This is a genomic window from Clostridium putrefaciens (assembly GCF_900461105.1).
GTDB lineage: Bacteria > Bacillota > Clostridia > Clostridiales > Clostridiaceae > Clostridium_L > Clostridium_L putrefaciens.
Window position 1 is genome coordinate 1,845,025 of record NZ_UFWZ01000001.1, and the last position, 17,528, is coordinate 1,862,552.

Annotated in this window: 17 protein-coding genes; all 17 read right to left on the reverse strand. The window is 30.2% G+C overall.

What is annotated here, in order from left to right; genetic code table 11:
• Positions 1 to 9 precede the first annotated feature (9 nt).
• Positions 10 to 822 (reverse strand): sigma-E processing peptidase SpoIIGA, encoded by an 813-nt coding sequence (spoIIGA, locus tag DY168_RS08115; protein ID WP_172556300.1) that lies wholly within the window; start codon positions 820 to 822, stop codon positions 10 to 12.
• Between the two features lie 182 nt (positions 823 to 1,004).
• Positions 1,005 to 2,105: a cell division protein FtsZ gene (gene ftsZ / locus DY168_RS08120; RefSeq protein ID WP_115641316.1), complete on the reverse strand. Its 1,101-nt coding sequence runs from the start codon at positions 2,103 to 2,105 to the stop codon at positions 1,005 to 1,007.
• Positions 2,106 to 2,120: 15 nt separating this feature from the next.
• Positions 2,121 to 3,362, reverse strand: a complete 1,242-nt coding sequence (gene ftsA / locus DY168_RS08125) for a cell division protein FtsA (RefSeq protein ID WP_115641317.1) — start codon at positions 3,360 to 3,362, stop codon at positions 2,121 to 2,123.
• Positions 3,363 to 3,540: 178 nt separating this feature from the next.
• On the reverse strand, positions 3,541 to 4,815 hold the full coding sequence (locus DY168_RS08130) for a glycosyltransferase family 2 protein (RefSeq protein WP_115641318.1): 1,275 nt from the start codon (positions 4,813 to 4,815) through the stop codon (positions 3,541 to 3,543).
• 212 nt (positions 4,816 to 5,027) lie between these two features.
• Positions 5,028 to 6,083 (reverse strand): type IV pilus twitching motility protein PilT, encoded by a 1,056-nt coding sequence (locus tag DY168_RS08135; protein ID WP_115641319.1) that lies wholly within the window; start codon positions 6,081 to 6,083, stop codon positions 5,028 to 5,030.
• A 17-nt stretch (positions 6,084 to 6,100) separates the two neighbouring features.
• A complete protein-coding gene (gene aroE, locus DY168_RS08140; RefSeq protein WP_115641320.1) occupies positions 6,101 to 6,859 on the reverse strand; it encodes a shikimate dehydrogenase in 759 nt (252 codons plus the stop codon).
• Between the two features lie 88 nt (positions 6,860 to 6,947).
• Entirely contained in the window at positions 6,948 to 7,652 is a 705-nt protein-coding gene (sigK, locus tag DY168_RS08145; protein WP_115641321.1) for an RNA polymerase sporulation sigma factor SigK, read from the reverse strand.
• 76 nt (positions 7,653 to 7,728) lie between these two features.
• On the reverse strand, positions 7,729 to 9,375 hold the full coding sequence (locus DY168_RS08150; protein WP_115641322.1) for a penicillin-binding transpeptidase domain-containing protein: 1,647 nt from the start codon (positions 9,373 to 9,375) through the stop codon (positions 7,729 to 7,731).
• Between the two features lie 67 nt (positions 9,376 to 9,442).
• Positions 9,443 to 10,063: a uridine kinase gene (udk, locus tag DY168_RS08155; RefSeq protein ID WP_115641323.1), complete on the reverse strand. Its 621-nt coding sequence runs from the start codon at positions 10,061 to 10,063 to the stop codon at positions 9,443 to 9,445.
• Entirely contained in the window at positions 10,063 to 11,289 is a 1,227-nt protein-coding gene (locus DY168_RS08160) for a peptidase U32 family protein (protein ID WP_115641324.1), read from the reverse strand. Before DY168_RS08160 ends, udk begins: the two co-directional genes overlap by 1 nt.
• Positions 11,289 to 11,939: an O-methyltransferase gene (locus DY168_RS08165; RefSeq protein WP_115641325.1), complete on the reverse strand. Its 651-nt coding sequence runs from the start codon at positions 11,937 to 11,939 to the stop codon at positions 11,289 to 11,291. The genes DY168_RS08160 and DY168_RS08165 overlap by 1 nt, the downstream gene beginning before the upstream one ends.
• A gap of 22 nt (positions 11,940 to 11,961) precedes the next feature.
• The gene (gene typA / locus DY168_RS08170; RefSeq protein ID WP_115641326.1) at positions 11,962 to 13,779 is read right to left on the reverse strand and encodes a translational GTPase TypA; all 1,818 of its coding nucleotides are present in this window, start codon (positions 13,777 to 13,779) and stop codon (positions 11,962 to 11,964) included.
• A 293-nt stretch (positions 13,780 to 14,072) separates the two neighbouring features.
• Positions 14,073 to 15,740, reverse strand: coding sequence for a ribonuclease J (locus tag DY168_RS08175; protein WP_115641327.1), 1,668 nt, complete (start codon positions 15,738 to 15,740; stop codon positions 14,073 to 14,075).
• Between the two features lie 34 nt (positions 15,741 to 15,774).
• Entirely contained in the window at positions 15,775 to 16,239 is a 465-nt protein-coding gene (locus tag DY168_RS08180) for a Fur family transcriptional regulator (protein WP_115641328.1), read from the reverse strand.
• A 22-nt stretch (positions 16,240 to 16,261) separates the two neighbouring features.
• The gene (locus DY168_RS08185; RefSeq protein ID WP_115641329.1) at positions 16,262 to 16,525 is read right to left on the reverse strand and encodes a DUF1292 domain-containing protein; all 264 of its coding nucleotides are present in this window, start codon (positions 16,523 to 16,525) and stop codon (positions 16,262 to 16,264) included.
• 56 nt (positions 16,526 to 16,581) lie between these two features.
• Positions 16,582 to 16,995, reverse strand: a complete 414-nt coding sequence (ruvX, locus tag DY168_RS08190; protein WP_115641330.1) for a Holliday junction resolvase RuvX — start codon at positions 16,993 to 16,995, stop codon at positions 16,582 to 16,584.
• A 52-nt stretch (positions 16,996 to 17,047) separates the two neighbouring features.
• Entirely contained in the window at positions 17,048 to 17,302 is a 255-nt protein-coding gene (locus DY168_RS08195; RefSeq protein WP_104408972.1) for an IreB family regulatory phosphoprotein, read from the reverse strand.
• Positions 17,303 to 17,528 lie beyond the last annotated feature (226 nt).

Sequence of the window (17,528 nt, forward strand, 5' to 3'; positions counted from 1 at the left end):
TTACCCCCTTTATAATATTCCTCTTGATAATAAAGCAGAATACTCTCCACCTTTGCTTAATGAATTGTCACATATACATATAATGGCTTCTATTGGCTTAATGGATACCTTTTCATCTTTCTTATAAGATAGTGTAATATATTCTGGTTTAAACCCCTGTAACCTTCCCTTAGAGCCATTTACAACTTGGTAGGGTATCATATATCTTTCTTTCTCTTCTAATGTTATATCACCTAAAGCCCCCCTTTCAACAATAATAACAGGCAAGTCAGTAGCAGGCTCCCTGAGTTCATTTCCAGTATCCAAAAAACCTTTAAAAGATTTTACTTTACCTTTGTAAAATATTTCTACACTATATATTAAATTATCAACAATATATCTATCTTTTATAAAATTTATTATTCGATTTATGAATATATATAATATCATCATAGACATTAATATATATTTATAAGAAAAGCTCTCCAAAGTCTTATTTTGATCCATTATATTTATATTATTTATACCCATAAAAAAACATAATCCACTTAACAACATCGAATATATAATGTAAATTGCAGAAGATTTTAATATAAATCCTACATTTAACTTCTTAAATGCAATAATCATAAAACCCATAACTAAAGGTATCTTTATATAAATTGCATTAAAGATATTTAACTTTGGTATCAATATAACCATTACATATGATGTAGCAAAAACTGCAGATAATATAGCATTTGTAACTTTGAGCTTTATCTTCATAGTATCTGAGGTTATACATATTAAGAATAAATTTACTATGAAATTTTCAATTAGCAGTACATCTAAATAAACTATCAATTTCACCACTCCCTTAGTAACATTATATATCTACATTATTCAAAATTTTGTCATTTCATATAGGTTATATATTTATTTTTAAATTATCTTTTTACAAAAAACACTTTAAACTTCTAATAAGTATTAAAAATTAAAATAAAAAAAACTTGATGCAATTTCATCAAGTTTTTTTATTTCTATATTTATCTTCTCTGTTTTCTTAAAAATGCCGGTATTTCTAACTGGCTATCTTCGTAAGTATCCGAAGTGGCAGCAGCTTCTTCTATAGGCTCTTTGTTGCTTTTATCACTTACTACATTTTGCATATCCTTTTTAGGTTTCTTAGAAGTTTCTTCTTCAAATCCAGTAGCAATAACAGTGATTCTTATCTCATCTTTTAGATTTTCATCTATTACAGCACCAAATATTATATTTGCATCTGGATCTGCAGCTCCTTGAACTATTTCAGCTGCTTCGTTTATTTCAAGTAAACCAAGATCTGAACCTCCCGTAACATTTAGTAGTACTCCTGTAGCTCCGACAATGGATGTTTCTAGTAAAGGACTAGATATAGCTTGTTTTGCCGCATCTTGAGCCCTGTTTTCTCCATTTCCTTTACCTACTCCCATATGCGCAAGACCTTTATCTAGCATTACAGTTCTTACATCCGCAAAGTCTAAATTAACAAGACCTGGTATAGTAATAAGATCAGATATACCTTGTACACCTTGCCTTAATACGTCATCTGCCTTTTTAAAAGCTTCCATAAGAGAAGTTTTTTTATCTACTAAAGAAAGAAGCTTTTCATTAGGTATAGTTACCAACGTATCAACACTTTCCTTTAGATTATTTATTCCCATATCTGCATGTAACATTCTCTTTCTACCTTCAAAAGGGAAAGGCTTTGTTACAACTCCTACAGTTAGAATACCCATAGCTTTTGCAATTTCAGCCACTACTGGAGCTGCTCCTGTACCGGTTCCACCGCCCATTCCTGCAGTTATAAAAACCATGTCTGCACCTTTTATGGCTTGGGATATTTCTTCTTTACTTTCTTCAGCGGCTTTCTCTCCTATTTCAGGATTTGCCCCAGCTCCTAGTCCTTTCGTCAATTTATCACCAATTTGTATCTTTTGTGTAGCGTTAGATAACATCAAAGCTTGTTTATCTGTATTAATGGCAATAAACTCTACATTTTTAAGCCCTTCAATTATCATTCTATTAACAGCGTTATTTCCTCCGCCACCACATCCAACTACCTTTATTTGTGCAAATTGTTGAACATCTAAATCAAAATCTAACAAAATAATTCCTCCTCTTTAGAAAAATCCATCTAAAGCCTTTTTTATCTTACTTATAAAGCTTTTATTATTTCTTTTTCTTATTCTTGAATTTTTTAATTCTAAATCTTCTTTATCAATATTTTTTGTTTGTTTATCCTCTTGAATTTCACTTGAATTATTATTTAAATTTAACTCATTATATACATTTTTAACAATACCCAATGAATTAATTGCTAAAGGTTTATTTGATGTTTCTTTTGGATTTAATATGTATACAGGTTTATTCATAATTCCATTAGCAAGATCCCCTATCCCTTTAAATAGACTTATTCCGCCACCTAATAATACAATGCTATCTATCTCATATTCTCTTTCTCTACTTTTTGTTTCGATAAGAGATAGTATTTCTTCAACTCTAGCTAAAATAATCTGTTCAACTATATTAGATTGCATTAAATGTTCTTCTTTCTTTGTGTCTATAAGAATTTCATTTAAATCAATATCTTTCTTTTTTAAGCTCTCTGCCGACTTATTATTAATATTATTACAAAAAGCAATATCTTTCGTTATAATGCTACCTCCTAAGGGAATGGAAAAGGTATCTACTAATATTCCTTTTTCATAATAAGCTACATCACTCCCATCAGAGCCTGTATCTATTATCATGGCATTTTCTTTAAAATAGGTAGTTTCTTTATACATATCCTTTGAGGGCTCTGATTGAATAAGTAAGGCTTTTATCTCAATATCAATACTCTGAAAGACTTTTATCCTTGATATAATCATAGACTTCTTTGCAACTACAAGCTTTGTATTTGCCTCTAACCTATTAGCACTAAGACCAATAGGATTTTTTATTTCTATATCATTATCAACAGTATATCTATAAGGTATTATATCTATTATTTCTTCATCTGTAAGTGGTAGATCAACTTTTGAAAGTGTCAAAACTTCTTCTAGATGATATTCTTCAATCTTATCCGCTTCTTTTTGTAAGGTTATCTCACCTTTCCCCTCTAATATATTACACATTCCTGCTGGAATTCCTAAATAAACTTCTTTTATTTGATCATTTACTATCAATTCTAAATTGTTTATGCACCTTCTAACAACACTTGCTACTGAGTTAATATCAATAATTTCTCCATTTTCGATTCCTTGACTTTCTAAAACAGTACTATCTAGTACTTTAAGTTCACCATAATCATCTATTATACCTAATGTTGCACTAACTTTAAAGGAACCAAGATCTACTCCTACTATATATTGTTTATCCATATCTCCCTAATACCTCCTTCCTCAGTAATGCCACATATATTTATATATTCAACATTTCTTGAAAATCTCCTTTATAATGCCAAAAATATTATTTATATTAATCTGTATATTTTGAAAAACTAAAAGAACCCTAGTTCTTAAAAAGCTTTGAGTTCTCTTAGTCTTCGTAATATATTAATTAATTTGCCTTTTCAAGTTCATGTATGTTTATATTCCTAGTATGCAATGTATGAGCCCACTCTTTATTATCCTTATGAATTATACCTTGCACCGATATAGGTATCCACGTAGCCGCATATATCGGATATATAAGATAATATAAGAATATTTTAAGGCTTAACTTTTTTTCTAAAATTAATATAAATGGTGTGTATACAAACTGCATTATCATTGCTAATATACTTGCAAACTTAATCATAGTAAAATTAGCAGTCTTTATTATTTCAATTGTTGTTGCTATAAGTTGTGGTGCTGCTACAAATGTATGAAATAAATTCATAATCATAGCTATACCAGCTAGTATTATAATTACTGGTTGTATTGTGTAAAGAGCACAATCTAGTGCCACAAAATCAAATTCCTTTATGGTTTTCTTTATAAGTTTAAAGAAATATCTACTAGATACATCAGCAAATCCTTGCATCCATCTTCTTCTTTGTGCCCAAGATTGCGCTAATGTAAGTGGCTTTTCATCATATATTATTGCATCATGGGCCCAACCTACCTTGTGCCCATTTAAAACAAGTTTACAAGTAAATTCTAAATCCTCAGTAAGGCAAGTTGCTCCCCACCCTAATTCTTTCAATATACTCGTATCTATACAAAACCCCGTTCCTCCAAGTTGGTTAGATAACCTAAGATTGCTTCTAGAAAGTTGGAACATTCTATTAGAAGTCCAAAAAGCTATAGAATATCCGCCTGTTATCCATGTATCATTAGGATTCTTGCTATCTAAATATCCTTGAATAACTTTGTGTCCATCACATAATTTATTATTCATTTCTTTAAGAAAGTTCTTATCTACTAGATTGTCTGCATCAAAAACTACAACTGCATCATAATTTTTGTCCATTTTGAACATTTTATCAAATATCCACTCTAATGCATACCCTTTACCTTTTTTATCCTTCATATTTCTTTCGAACACATTAGCACCAGACCTTCTAGCCTTCTTTGCTGTGCTATCAGTGCAGTTATCTGCAATTACAATTATATCATATAGTTCCTTTGGGTAATCCATCATATTTAAGCTATGTATAATATTCTGGATAACATTTTCTTCATTATATGCCGCTACAATTAAAGCAAAACTTTTCTTTGGCTCAAATTGCCTCTTACTTTTAAATCTTATTATTCCAAAAAATGAAAGTAATAAATAGTATGTTGATATTATAAATACTAGATTTGTAAAAGTTGCGGATAAAATTTGAATAAAGGAATTTAAAATATCCATTCATATCCCCCCTAGTTCAAAGTTATTTTAGCACAAATACGAATTAAATACTATATGCAATTAGGGTTTTTGGATAAAAAGTTAATTTTAAATACAACCTTTTAATAATTTTATACATTTTTTATAGTTTTTCAATATAAATCTAACAAATTAGTGGGCTCAATTACTACATTTACCTTATAGTTAAAAATGCCCTTTTTAATATATAAATGCTAAAGTAATAACATTCTAGTTAAAAGCTCTTTATCTATACAATAATTAAGAGCCACTTCATTTGTTATAATACCTTTTTTATATAGCTCGGCTAAAGCCATATCCATACTCTTCATACCATACTTACTCCCAGTTTGTATGGATGATTCTATTTGATGAGTTTTACCTTCTCTAATCATATTTTGTACAGCTGCCGTAACCACCATAGTTTCAAGTACTGCAACCCTTCCTTGTTTGTCTGACTTTTCAATTAGTTGTTGAGATATAATACCTTGAAGTACTGATGCTAATTGTATTTTTATTTGTTGTTGTTGGTGTGGTGGAAAAACGTCTACTATTCTATCTATAGTTTTAGTAGCTCCAATAGTATGTAATGTTGATAATACTAAATGTCCTGTTTCTGCTGCAGTTATAGCTATAGATATAGTTTCTAAATCTCTCATCTCACCTACTAGTATAACATCAGGATCTTCTCTTAATATTGCTCTTAAAGCATTTTTATAACTAATACTATCTTTTCCTATTTCCCTTTGATTTATTATAGATTTATTATGTTTATGTAAATATTCTATAGGATCTTCTAAAGTAATTATATGAGCCTCTCTTGAATTGTTTATTTCATTGATCATCGCTGCAAGAGTAGTACTTTTACCACTACCTGTCGGACCGGTAACGAGTATAAGTCCTCTTTTTTTATTTATCAGTTCTTTTATTATAGGTGGGTGTGCAAGTTCCTTTAGTGTTGGAACTTTTAATGATATAGTTCTTATTGCAAGAGCACTGCTTCCTCTTTGCTTAAATACATTAGCTCTAAACCTTCCAAGTCCTGCTACAGAATAAGAAATATCTAGTTCACCCTTTTTTAAGTATTCTTCATATAATTCTCCTAATATATCCTTTGCATATTTTTCAGTTTCGTATTGTGATAATTTATCCTCATCTATAGACTTTAATCTTCCATTAATTCTTACAGTTGGTGATACACCCACAGTAAGATGAAGATCTGATGCTTGCATTTTTGTTGTAATTTCTAATAACTTATTTAAGTCTAACAAAATAATTCCTCCTATATTTACGTATTTAAGTTCCATATATTTATAGACTCATATGCTTGCTGTTCTAGCATAATGCTTCCATTAATAGCTTTTAACCCTTTATCTTCTGCATCTAGTAGTAGTTTTGTCTTTTCTGGTATATAATTCAGATCATAAATTATTAAATCATCTTTAAAATCTTTTAGTGTTATTGGCATAACTTCATTGTTTATGTTCCCTAATGGTGTACAGTTAATTATGATATCATACTTGTATAAGCTTTTTATATTATTTATATTAATTATACTTCTAACAACAGGAAAAGTCTTACTTATTCGATCTACATTCCTTCCTGCAATATCTATATCTTTTACTTTTAAATCTTTTAATGCATAATAAACTGCTTTAGCAGCCCCTCCACTCCCTAATATTAATACATCCTTACCTTCCACTTTTATTTTCCAATGCTCTAAGCTATAAATGAACCCAAAGTAATCTGTATTATGACCTATAAGAATACCATTTCTAATTGAAATCGTATTTACTGCTCTTATTAAACTTGCTGGATATGTTAACTCATCTAAATAATTTATTATATATTCCTTATAAGGTATCGTAACATTAAATCCCCCATATTCCTTTTCGTTTATCACTTTTAAAAATTCAATTAATTCATTTTTATTCATATTAAATAACTTATATTTAAAGTTAATATGATTTTGTTTATAATATTCATTGTGAATTTTAGGAGATATAGAGTGGTGTATGTCTTTACCTATTAATCCGCATATTTTCATTATAATAAACCTCCGATATACTAGTTCTACAAAACATGCTAAATCCCTTTTATACATAATAGATTAAAGGGATTTTAGCATACATTTTTTATATTTTATTTTTACACTCCATCTCCTTTAAAAGCTTTTTTAAAGCTCTTTTTTCTATTCTTGAGACATAAGACCTAGATATACCCAAAAGTTTTGCTATTTCTCTTTGGGTTCTGTATCTACCATCTCTTAATCCATACCGCATTTCAATTATGACTTTTTCCCTAGGCTGTAACGATGTACTAATCTTACTATATAACTTAGTTATTTCTATTTTCTGCTCCACTAAATCTACTACTGAATTTTCATCACTACTTAAAACATCCATTAGTGATATTTCATTGCCTTCCTTATCAACCCCTATGGGGTCCTGTAGATATACCTCACTTTTAATCTTTTTATTATTTCTAATAAGCATAAGAATTTCATTTTCTATACACCGTGCTGCATAAGTTGCAAGTCGAGTTCCTTTGGTATTATCGAAAGAATCTATAGCCTTTATCAGTCCCACTGTTCCAATAGAAATGAGATCATCAATATCCTTACCTGGATAAGAGTATTTTTTTACAATATGAGCTACAAGCCTTAAATTTCTTTCTACAAGAATCCCCTTTGCTTCAGTATCCCCTTCTTTAAGTCTCTCTAAATAATAAGCTTCCTCTTTTTCATCTAATGGCTTTGGAAACGAATTCCCACTAGTAACATATCCTGCAAGTACAGTAATTCCGCCAAACATATCTAACAGATAATTAATTAATAACAAAGGTGCTCCTCCTAATAGTGCTTATTAATATACTATTCAGATACCGATATAATGTTTCCTGTTTAGCTTTCTTATTTTACTTTGTAAAATTCTCAACAATTTCTTTAAATATAGGTCCCGCATCGCCACCACCTGTTTGATTCTCCTCATTTATATCCTTTACAAATACTACTAAGGAATAATATTTTCCTTTATACTTATAATATCCAGCAAACCACCCATCAGAGTGTTTTTCCATAAAGTCCTTACCTTCATTCTTTGATTTAACAGGTTCCATTCTAGTAGTTGTACCTGTTTTTCCTCCAGTTTCTACTCCTTTTACTAAAGCATTTTTACCAGTTCCTTTTTCTTCTCTTACAACTTTCATCATTTGATCTTTCATAATTTTAGCTGTTTCTTTTTTTATTACTTGCTTTTGCTCTATAGGTATCTGATTTATAATATTATTGTAATTATCTATGTACCCTTCTAATATATTTGGTTTTATATATATGCCATCATTTATTATTGTGCTTATAATATTTGTAGCTTGAATAGGTGTTATCCTCATATTTTGTCCTATAGCCAAAAAACGTGGACCATCTTCATATACTTTAGGCAATGCAAAGTCTCCTGTTACCTCGGAATTGCCGCTAAAATTGATAACCTTTTCAAATATACCTTGTTTTTTTGCATACTCTTCTATAGTATCCCAACCTAATTTCTTTCCTACTTGTGCAAAAATATTATTGCAAGAAATCAAAAGCGCTTCTTCTAATGTTAATTTTCCATGCGCTCTTTTACATATAGAATATTCATTAAACTCACAGTTAAATTTGCTTTTTGTTGAAAACACACCCTTATCAATAGCTATTTCTTCTATTAACAACTTAAATATTGAACCTGGTACATATCCATTTTCTGTAGTAGAGGCTAAATTGATATTAGGTTTTTCTTCATCCCTTTGAGCCATTACCTTTATCTTACCTGTATCAGCTTCTACAAGAGTTACACCTATTTGATCATAGTGTTTGTATTTATCTTGATTTAGTATTGTTCTAACTGAATCTTGCATATCTTTATCTAAGGTTAATCTTACATTTATTCTTTCATCATCTATACTATAATTTCCATCCTGCATGCTTCCATCTAACCTTTTTTCAAAGGTTACTGTAGGGGTTTTGTTACCTTTTGTATTTTCATATATATTATATTCTAAAGAATTCACTTTTTTTATTTCATCTTTATTAACTTTTAAATTAGTAATCATATTTTCAATTTTCCATGCTTCATTTCGATTTACTTCATCATAAACATACATATAGATCCCTTTTACATCCTTTAATAATTTTAGTTTATCATAGGTATCTTTATCTAATTTCAAATATATCTTAGAACTATTAGTTGAAATTAACATTTTTGAAAGATCATAATCTTGGTTATAATTTTTTAATATGTAACTAAATGCATATATACTACTCACACTTGTAGAGTTATTGTTTCTTTTGAATGTAATTAGGTCTACTGCTAACATATATTTTCTTTCATACTCCATTAATTCATTACCTTTTGAATCTAACACATTAAAATTTAATTCATTTATCTTTTCTGTATATCTATATTGAGAATTTGCAATTACTTCAAGTTCATCACCCTTAAAATATTGTATCTGTAATATCCTTGCTACTAAAATAATAAACAGTAATGTTAAAATAATTTTTATAGTTCTAATTCTTTTTAGCATAAAAACACCTCACTATCTAAAATTGTTGACAGTAGAGAGGTGTTTTATTCATTTTTAGCAAATTTTATTAACTTTGCAATATATGTTTTATGTTGGCAACTATTATATCTATAGCTACTTTATTGTGGCCACCTTCTGGAATTATTATGTCTGCATACCTTTTTGTAGGTTCTACAAATTGTAAATGCATAGGTCTTACTACATTTAAATATTGAGTAATCACTGAGTCTACAGTTCTTCCTCTTTCATTCATATCTCTAAGTAACCTTCTTATAATTCTAACATCTGCATCTGTATCTACATAAAGCTTTATGTCTAATAACTCCCTAATCCGAGGGTCTTCTAATATAAGAATACCTTCTAATATTATTATGTCCCTAGATTCAACTTTAACAGTCTCTTTACGTCTAGTGTGCTCTTCAAAGTTATACATTGGTTTTTGAACAGTTTCTCTATTTAATAAAGCTTTTAAATGCTGAATAAGTAAATCTGTATCAAAAGCTTTAGGATGATCATAATTAGTTTTAATTCTTTCATTTATATCCATAAAACTTTGATCTTTATAGTATGAATCTTGTTCTATCATAGCTATGCAACTTTCATCAAAAGCACTATATATTTCTTTTGATATAGTGCTTTTTCCAGATCCAGTTCCACCAGCAATACCTATTAATACAGGATTATTCATTATTTCGCCCCCTTGCTCTTAATGAGCATATCTTTGGGTTTCAATGGATTAACTGTATAAAATTTAAATATCATTTGAGCCCTTGGAGCAGAATCTATATCATTATTTGATTCATCTGTCATATTGTTTACGCATACCGAAACATCATTTCCATTAGGACTTAGTACTTCTAAATTATCGCCATTTAAAACCTTATTGCGCTGTTCAACAGTAACGATATTAGTTAATGGATCATAATGCTTTACTACGCCAACTATATCATAATCTCTTATATAAGAAGATGTATCATATATTTGCTTATTAGGTTCATCAAAATAAAATCCTGTATGGTAATCTCTATGACTAACTTTCATTAATATTTCAATTAAGCTTTGATCAAATGTATAATTTTCAGGATCTTCGAAATAAGTATCTACTGCTTGTCTATAAGCCTTTACTACAGCTGCAACATAATATGAACTTTTCATTCTTCCTTCAATTTTAAAGGAGTAAATACCGCTTTTAACAAGCTCTGGTATATGTTCTATCATACATAAATCCTTAGAATTCATTATGTAACTTCCCTTATCATCTTCTATAACCTGGAAATACTCTCCTGGTCTTTTTTCTTCCATAAGGTAGTACTTATATCTACATGGCTGAGCACACGCTCCTCTATTAGCATCTCTTCCTGTCATATAATTAGATAAGAGACATCTTCCAGAATAAGACATGCACATTGATCCATGTACAAATGCTTCAAGTTCACAACTAGATGGGACATTTTTTCTAATTCCCTCAATTTCAACTAATGATAATTCTCTTGCAAGTACAATTCTTTTTACTCCTACACCATGCCAAAACATGGCGGACTTCCAATTCACATTATTAGCCTGAGTACTGAGGTGAAGTTCTAAGTTAGGTACTACTTCTTTAGCAGTCATTATAATTCCAGGGTCTGACACTATTAATGCATCAACTCTTAAAGATTCTAGTTCTTTGAGATAGTTTTCAAGACCAATAATATCATCATTATGGGGAAAAACATTCAAGGTAACATATACCTTCTTTCCTCTATCATGAGCATACTTAACTCCAAGCTCTATTTCCTCTGTAGTAAAATTATCCGCAAAAGCCCTAAGATTTAATTTGCTACCGCCTAAATAAACTGCATCTGCACCAAAATCAATTGCCGTAATCAATTTTTCAAGACTTCCTGCTGGAGCCAATATTTCTGGTTTTCTCATCATATTCCCCTCCTTTTTGTAACTGCTATTCCATCACCCATAGGTATTACAGATGTAATAAGTTCCTTATCCTTTGAAACTAATTCAAGATAGGTTCTCATTCTTTTTACTATAGTTATTTTTCTTCTCTTCACTAAATCATCAGATGGAACCATTCCCCTAAAAAGCACATTATCTGCTATTATTATTCCATCCTTATTAAGAAGCCTTAAGCAGTGTGGCAAAAAGTGATTATAATGACCTTTTCCAGCATCCATAAATATAATATCAAACTTATCTTCTATAGATTCAATTATTTCTAGGCAGTCGCCTTCTAATATTTCTATATCATCTTCGAATCCATATTTATGTATGTTTACTGTAGCCTTTTCCACCATTTCTTTATCTCTTTCAATAGTAATAATCTTACTACTTCTTTTTGAAGCAATACTCATTAAAATAGATGAATATCCAATAGCTGTACCAAGTTCTAATATTCTCATAGGCTTTTTTAGATCTACCATTAGTTCTAAAAACCTTCCTGTTTCCTTTTGAACTATTGGAACTTTGTTATCTATTGAATATTCTTCTAATTCTTTTAGCATGCCCTGGTGGTCAGGTATTAGTCCTCTTAAATACTTTTCCATGTAGTCAAAAGTTACGCCACCCATTTTATCCTCCTAAATGAATTATTTAAGCTCTGCTTTTTCTTTTTCTTTCGTTAGCATCTAAAATTCTTTTTCTCATTCTAATAGTTTTTGGTGTTACTTCTACTAACTCATCACTAGTTATAAACTCTAGACACTGTTCAAGTGACATTGGGCTTATAGGTGTTAGTTTTAAAGAGTCATCTGCTCCTGAAGATCTAGTATTTGATAAATGTTTTTTCTTGCATACATTTACTTCAATATCTTCCCCTCTTGAACATTCTCCAGCTATCATTCCATGATAAACATCTGTACCTGCTGATATAAATAAGCTTCCTCTTTCTTGAGCATTATATAAACCATAAGTTATAGCTACTCCATCTTCAAATACTACTAATGATCCTCTTTTTCTCTCAGGGATATCACCCTTATAAGGCTCGTATGCTTCAAATATGTGGTTCATTATTCCATTTCCTTTAGTATCTGTCATGAATTCATTTCTAAATCCAATAAGTCCTCTTGCTGGAATTAAGAACTCTAATCTTGCATAACTGTTTATAGCTGAAGTCATATTAACCATTTCAGCTTTTCTAGGTCCTAGCTTTTCCATGATTACTCCCATGAATTCTTCTGGTACATCTATAGTTAATCTTTCTATCGGTTCGTACTTTCTACCATTTTCTTCTCTATATATAACGGAAGGTTTTGATACTTGGAACTCATATCCTTCTCTTCTCATAGTTTCAATTAATATAGATAAATGAAGTTCTCCTCTTCCATTGATCTTAAAGCAATCTGGAGAAAGTTCTTCTATTCTCATACTTACATTAGTTTCAAGTTCTTTCATGAATCTGTCTCTTAAGTGTCTTGATGTAACATAATCTCCATCTTTACCGGCAAAAGGTGAGTCATTAACCATAAAGTTCATACTTAAAGTTGGCTCATCAATATCAACGAATGGAAGAGCTTCTGGTGCACTAGCATCTGCTATAGTATCACCTATATTAACTCCTTCTATCCCACTTAATGCAACTATATCTCCAAGTTTAGCTTCTTGTACATCTTCTCTTGCAGTTCCATTATATACATAAAGGTTAGATATTTTTGCATTCTTATTTTCTCCAGTCCTAGACATTAAAATAACACTTTCGTTTTTCTTTATAACTCCTCTTTGGACCTTTCCTATAGCAATTCTACCTACATATTCATTAGAATCTATAGTTGTTATAAGTAATTGAAGTGGTTGATCTATATATCCTTCTGGTGCTTTTACTCTTTTAATTACCATATCAAGCAAAGGTACCATATCCATATTTCCATCTTCAGGATCTAATCTAGCATAATTTCCTTTAGCTGAAGCATAAACTATAGGGAAGTCTAATTGTTCATCAGTAGCGCCAAGTTCAATAAATAGTTCAAAAACTTCATCGATAACTTCTACCGGTCTTGCATTAGGCTTATCTATTTTGTTTACTACAACTATTGGATTTAGTCCAAGTTCTAATGCCTTTTTTAGAACAAACTTAGTTTGAGGCATAGGTCCTTCATATGAGTCAACTACTAGTAGAACACTATCTACCATTTTAAGAACTCTTTCCACTTCTCCACCAAAATCAGCATGACCTGGTGTATCTACTATATTTATTTTAACTCCATTATAAGTTACAGTTGTATTTTTAGATAAGATAGTTATTCCTCTCTCTTTTTCTAGATCATTAGAGTCCATAACCCTCTCTTCTACTCTTTCATTTGCTCTATAATTATGACTTTGTTTTAGCATAGCATCTACAAGTGTAGTCTTGCCGTGATCTACGTGGGCAATAATCGCCACGTTTCTAATATCGCTTCTTATAAATAAACTCATGTTTTAGCCTCCAAAATTTAAGATTTGATTCTTATACACAAAACAAAATTGGATACGCCAAAGTACCCAATTTTGTTCTTAACCATATTAATTCTAATATTATGTTATTGAAATGTCAACTTAGTAATTAATAATAATTAATATATAGGATAAATTTCTATTTACGTATTTCATCTAAGCATTTTATTTTATCCCTCTTAAATGGCTTATATGCTTAGTTTTACATTAAATGCTTATACATTTTAATTCGAAATATTTTTTTTTATAAAATAACTTTTTTTTGTTTAATTTAACTATATCTCCATTATTATAGGAAGTATCATAGGTCTTCTTTTTGTTTTTTCATATAAAAAAACTCTTAAACCTTCTTTTATTGTAGATTTCATAGTAACCCAATCTGTTGAATGTTTTTCTTCACATACTTTTAAAGATTTCTTCACTACTTCTCTAGCTTCTTCCATAAGTTCTTCAGATTCTCTTACATACACAAACCCCCTTGAAATTATATCAGGACCTGCGATAACATTACCTGTTTCTTTTTCAATAGTGATAACTACTGTTAAAATTCCATCTTGGGATAGGTGCTTTCTATCTCTCAACACTATATTACCAACATCTCCTACACCAAGACCATCTACAAATACCTGGCCTGAAGGTACAGTTCCATTTTTCTTTATGGCATCTCTGCTAACTTCTACTACATCTCCAATATCCATAATCAACATCTTTTCTTCTGGTGTACCAAGCTTTAGTGCTAGTTCAAAGTGTTGCTTTAAATGACGATATTCACCATGCACAGGCATAAAAAATTTAGGTTTAACTAATGTATGCATAAGCTTTAATTCTTCTTGACATGCATGCCCTGAAACATGAACATCAGCTAAAGCCTCATATATAACATCTGCACCTTTTTTAAATAATTGATTTATAACTTTAGACACTAGTTTTTCATTTCCAGGGATAGGTGTTGCTGATATAATTACCATGTCCCCTTCTATAATATTTACTTTTCTATGTTCAGAGGCAGCCATTCTAGTTAATGCTGACATTGGCTCTCCCTGGCTTCCTGTAGTTATAATAACTAACTTATCATTTGGATACTTATTTATAGCGTCTATATTTATAAGTATGTCCTTTTCGAAATTAAGATATCCAAGTTCTGTAGCTACGCCAACTATATTTTCCATACTTCTACCAGAAACAGCTACTTTTCTATTATATTTTGAAGCTGCTGTTATTATCTGCTGAATTCTATGAATATTTGATGCGAAAGTAGCAACAATAATTCTTCCTTTAGCTGTGGAAAATATATTTTTAAAAGTTTCTCCAACCGTACTTTCTGACATTGTGTATCCTGATCTTTCAACATTTGTACTATCTGCTAGCATAAGTAATACACCTTTTCTTCCAAGATCAGCAAATCTAGATAAATCAGCTACATCTCCATCTATCGGTGTATAGTCTATCTTAAAATCTCCAGTATGGAGTATAGCTCCTAATGGAGTATGGATAGCTATAGCTACAGAATCAGCTATGCTATGATTAGTTTTTATAAATTCTACAGATACACTTTGCAATTTAATTATATCTTTAGGACTTACCCTTATTAATTCTGTGGTGCTTAAAAGTCCATGTTCCTTAAGTTTTGTTTCTACTATTCCAAGTGTAAGCTTAGTTCCGTAAATAGGCACATTTAGCTGTTTAAGAACATAAGGCAGTGCACCTATATGATCTTCGTGTCCATGAGTTAAGAATATTCCCCTTACCTTATCCTTGTTCTTTATAAGATATGTTACATCTGGTATTACTATATCTATACCAAACATATCCTCATCAGGGAACTTTAGCCCGCAGTCAATTACAATAATGTCCTCTTTATATTCTATGACGGTCAAATTTTTACCGATTTCATTGACTCCGCCAAGAGGAATTATCTTTACTTTTTCCTTTTCCTTTTTCAAATCAACTTTCCTCCTTTTATGTTAAAAACCACAGCTAGTCTTTATTATCCTTTTTATAACATTCTTCGCAAATACCAAAAAACTTTACACTGTGATCTTTGATTTTGAATTTGTAGCCTTTTTCAATTTTTTCTTCTAACGATTCTAAAAGATCCCCTTGAACCTCTATTACTTTTCCACAGTTATTACATATTAAATGATGATGTCTATGAGTTTCATCTTCATGAACTAATTCATATCTACTACACCCATCATTTAAATCTAATTTATATATTATGCCAAGCTCCTCAAGTAAAACTATAGTTCTATATACTGTAGCTAAACCAATTTCAGGGCATGTTTTTTTAACCTGATCATAAATTTCTTCAACGGTTAAATGACTTCCCTCATTATCGATTATAGTATCTACTATAGCCCTTCTTTGAGGAGTTAGCTTATATCCTCTTTCTTTTAGATCTTCTTTTAATTTATTAATTTGTGCTGATGTTAAAATTGACATCATAAATACCCCATTTCACCAATTAATTAAGCTGATCCTCTGAGAAAATTGCACCATAGGCTTCAGCTACCATTTCAAATTCTTCATCATTGTCTACAGTAACTAAAACATCATTTCCTTCATGATCTTTTAATATCTTTAAAGCAATTGCATCGGTTTCACTTTCCTGCATAGAAGATACTATTAAGTATTCATTTCCTTCTATATCAAACTTTGTAATTATTTCAAATTCAATTTCATTTCCCTCTTCGTCTTCAAGAACTACTGTATCTACGTTTTCTTCCAATTTATTCTCTCCCTTATTAATATCATTTTGAAAGTTACATCCATTTTCACTAAATGTTACTTAGAGATTCTATCTAAGTAACCTTGAAGTATATATGTAGCTGCAACCTTATCTATTATTTTCTTTCTCTTTGCTCTTGAAAGGTCTGCTTCTAACATTGCCCTTTCAGCAGCAACTGTTGTAAGTCTTTCATCCCACATTTGTATAGGTAAATTTAAAGCTTTTTTTATATGTTCTGTAAAGCTTAATATACTTTCTCCTTGAGGCCCTATGCTTCCATTCATATTTTTAGGTAGACCAACTACAATAGTCTCTACCCCATATTCTTCACATATTGTCCTAAGCTCGTCTAAGTCGCTTTTTTTATTTTTTCTTCTAATAGTTGTGATCCCTTGAGCTGTATAACCTAGAGGGTCACTTATAGCTACCCCAATAGTTTTAGTTCCCATATCAAGTCCTAATATCCGCATAAATTGTCCCCTTTTAAAATATTAAAATAATAAGTGCCCCAAAGGGCACTTATTATTTTATACCTAAATAAGATTTTAAAACTTCTTCAAGTATTTCATCTCTTTCAAGCTTTCTTACTAAAGCCCTCGCACCATTATAATTTGTTATATAAGTTGGATCTCCAGAAATTAAATAGCCTACTAATTGATTTACAGGATTATATCCCTTTTCCTGCAAAGAATCAAAAACCTCTGTAAGTATCTTTTTAGTTAAAGCTTGTTTATCCCTATCAAAATCAAACTGCATAGTATTTTCATTATTACTCATATTTTTGCTGCAAAAAAACTAAAAGTTTAAAGCAGCTTCACCCCCTTACACATTATGAATTAAATGTAAGAATGATATTTCAATATATATTGTTTATCTTTACATCTACACTTATTCAAATCCTCGATGTTCATATTTATATTATAAATCAAAACATCCAAATTGTACACTACATAAATTATGAGTTTAGAATAAAAAAAATTAGGAAGAAATTATACCTATTTAT

What these genes read in the sequence shown, in the direction of transcription:
- ftsA (WP_115641317.1), bottom strand. Translation starts at nt 3,362, where the DNA reads ATGGATAAACAATATATAGTAGGAGTAGATCTTGGTTCCTTTAAAGTT.
- DY168_RS08130 (WP_115641318.1), bottom strand. Translation starts at nt 4,815, where the DNA reads ATGGATATTTTAAATTCCTTTATTCAAATTTTATCCGCAACTTTTACA.
- aroE (WP_115641320.1), bottom strand. Translation starts at nt 6,859, where the DNA reads ATGAAAATATGCGGATTAATAGGTAAAGACATACACCACTCTATATCT.
- DY168_RS08150 (WP_115641322.1), bottom strand. Translation starts at nt 9,375, where the DNA reads ATGCTAAAAAGAATTAGAACTATAAAAATTATTTTAACATTACTGTTT.
- udk (WP_115641323.1), bottom strand. Translation starts at nt 10,063, where the DNA reads ATGAATAATCCTGTATTAATAGGTATTGCTGGTGGAACTGGATCTGGA.
- DY168_RS08160 (WP_115641324.1), bottom strand. Translation starts at nt 11,289, where the DNA reads ATGAGAAAACCAGAAATATTGGCTCCAGCAGGAAGTCTTGAAAAATTG.
- DY168_RS08165 (WP_115641325.1), bottom strand. Translation starts at nt 11,939, where the DNA reads ATGGGTGGCGTAACTTTTGACTACATGGAAAAGTATTTAAGAGGACTA.
- typA (WP_115641326.1), bottom strand. Translation starts at nt 13,779, where the DNA reads ATGAGTTTATTTATAAGAAGCGATATTAGAAACGTGGCGATTATTGCC.
- DY168_RS08180 (WP_115641328.1), bottom strand. Translation starts at nt 16,239, where the DNA reads ATGTCAATTTTAACATCAGCACAAATTAATAAATTAAAAGAAGATCTA.
- ruvX (WP_115641330.1), bottom strand. Translation starts at nt 16,995, where the DNA reads ATGCGGATATTAGGACTTGATATGGGAACTAAAACTATTGGGGTAGCT.
- DY168_RS08195 (WP_104408972.1), bottom strand. Translation starts at nt 17,302, where the DNA reads ATGAGTAATAATGAAAATACTATGCAGTTTGATTTTGATAGGGATAAA.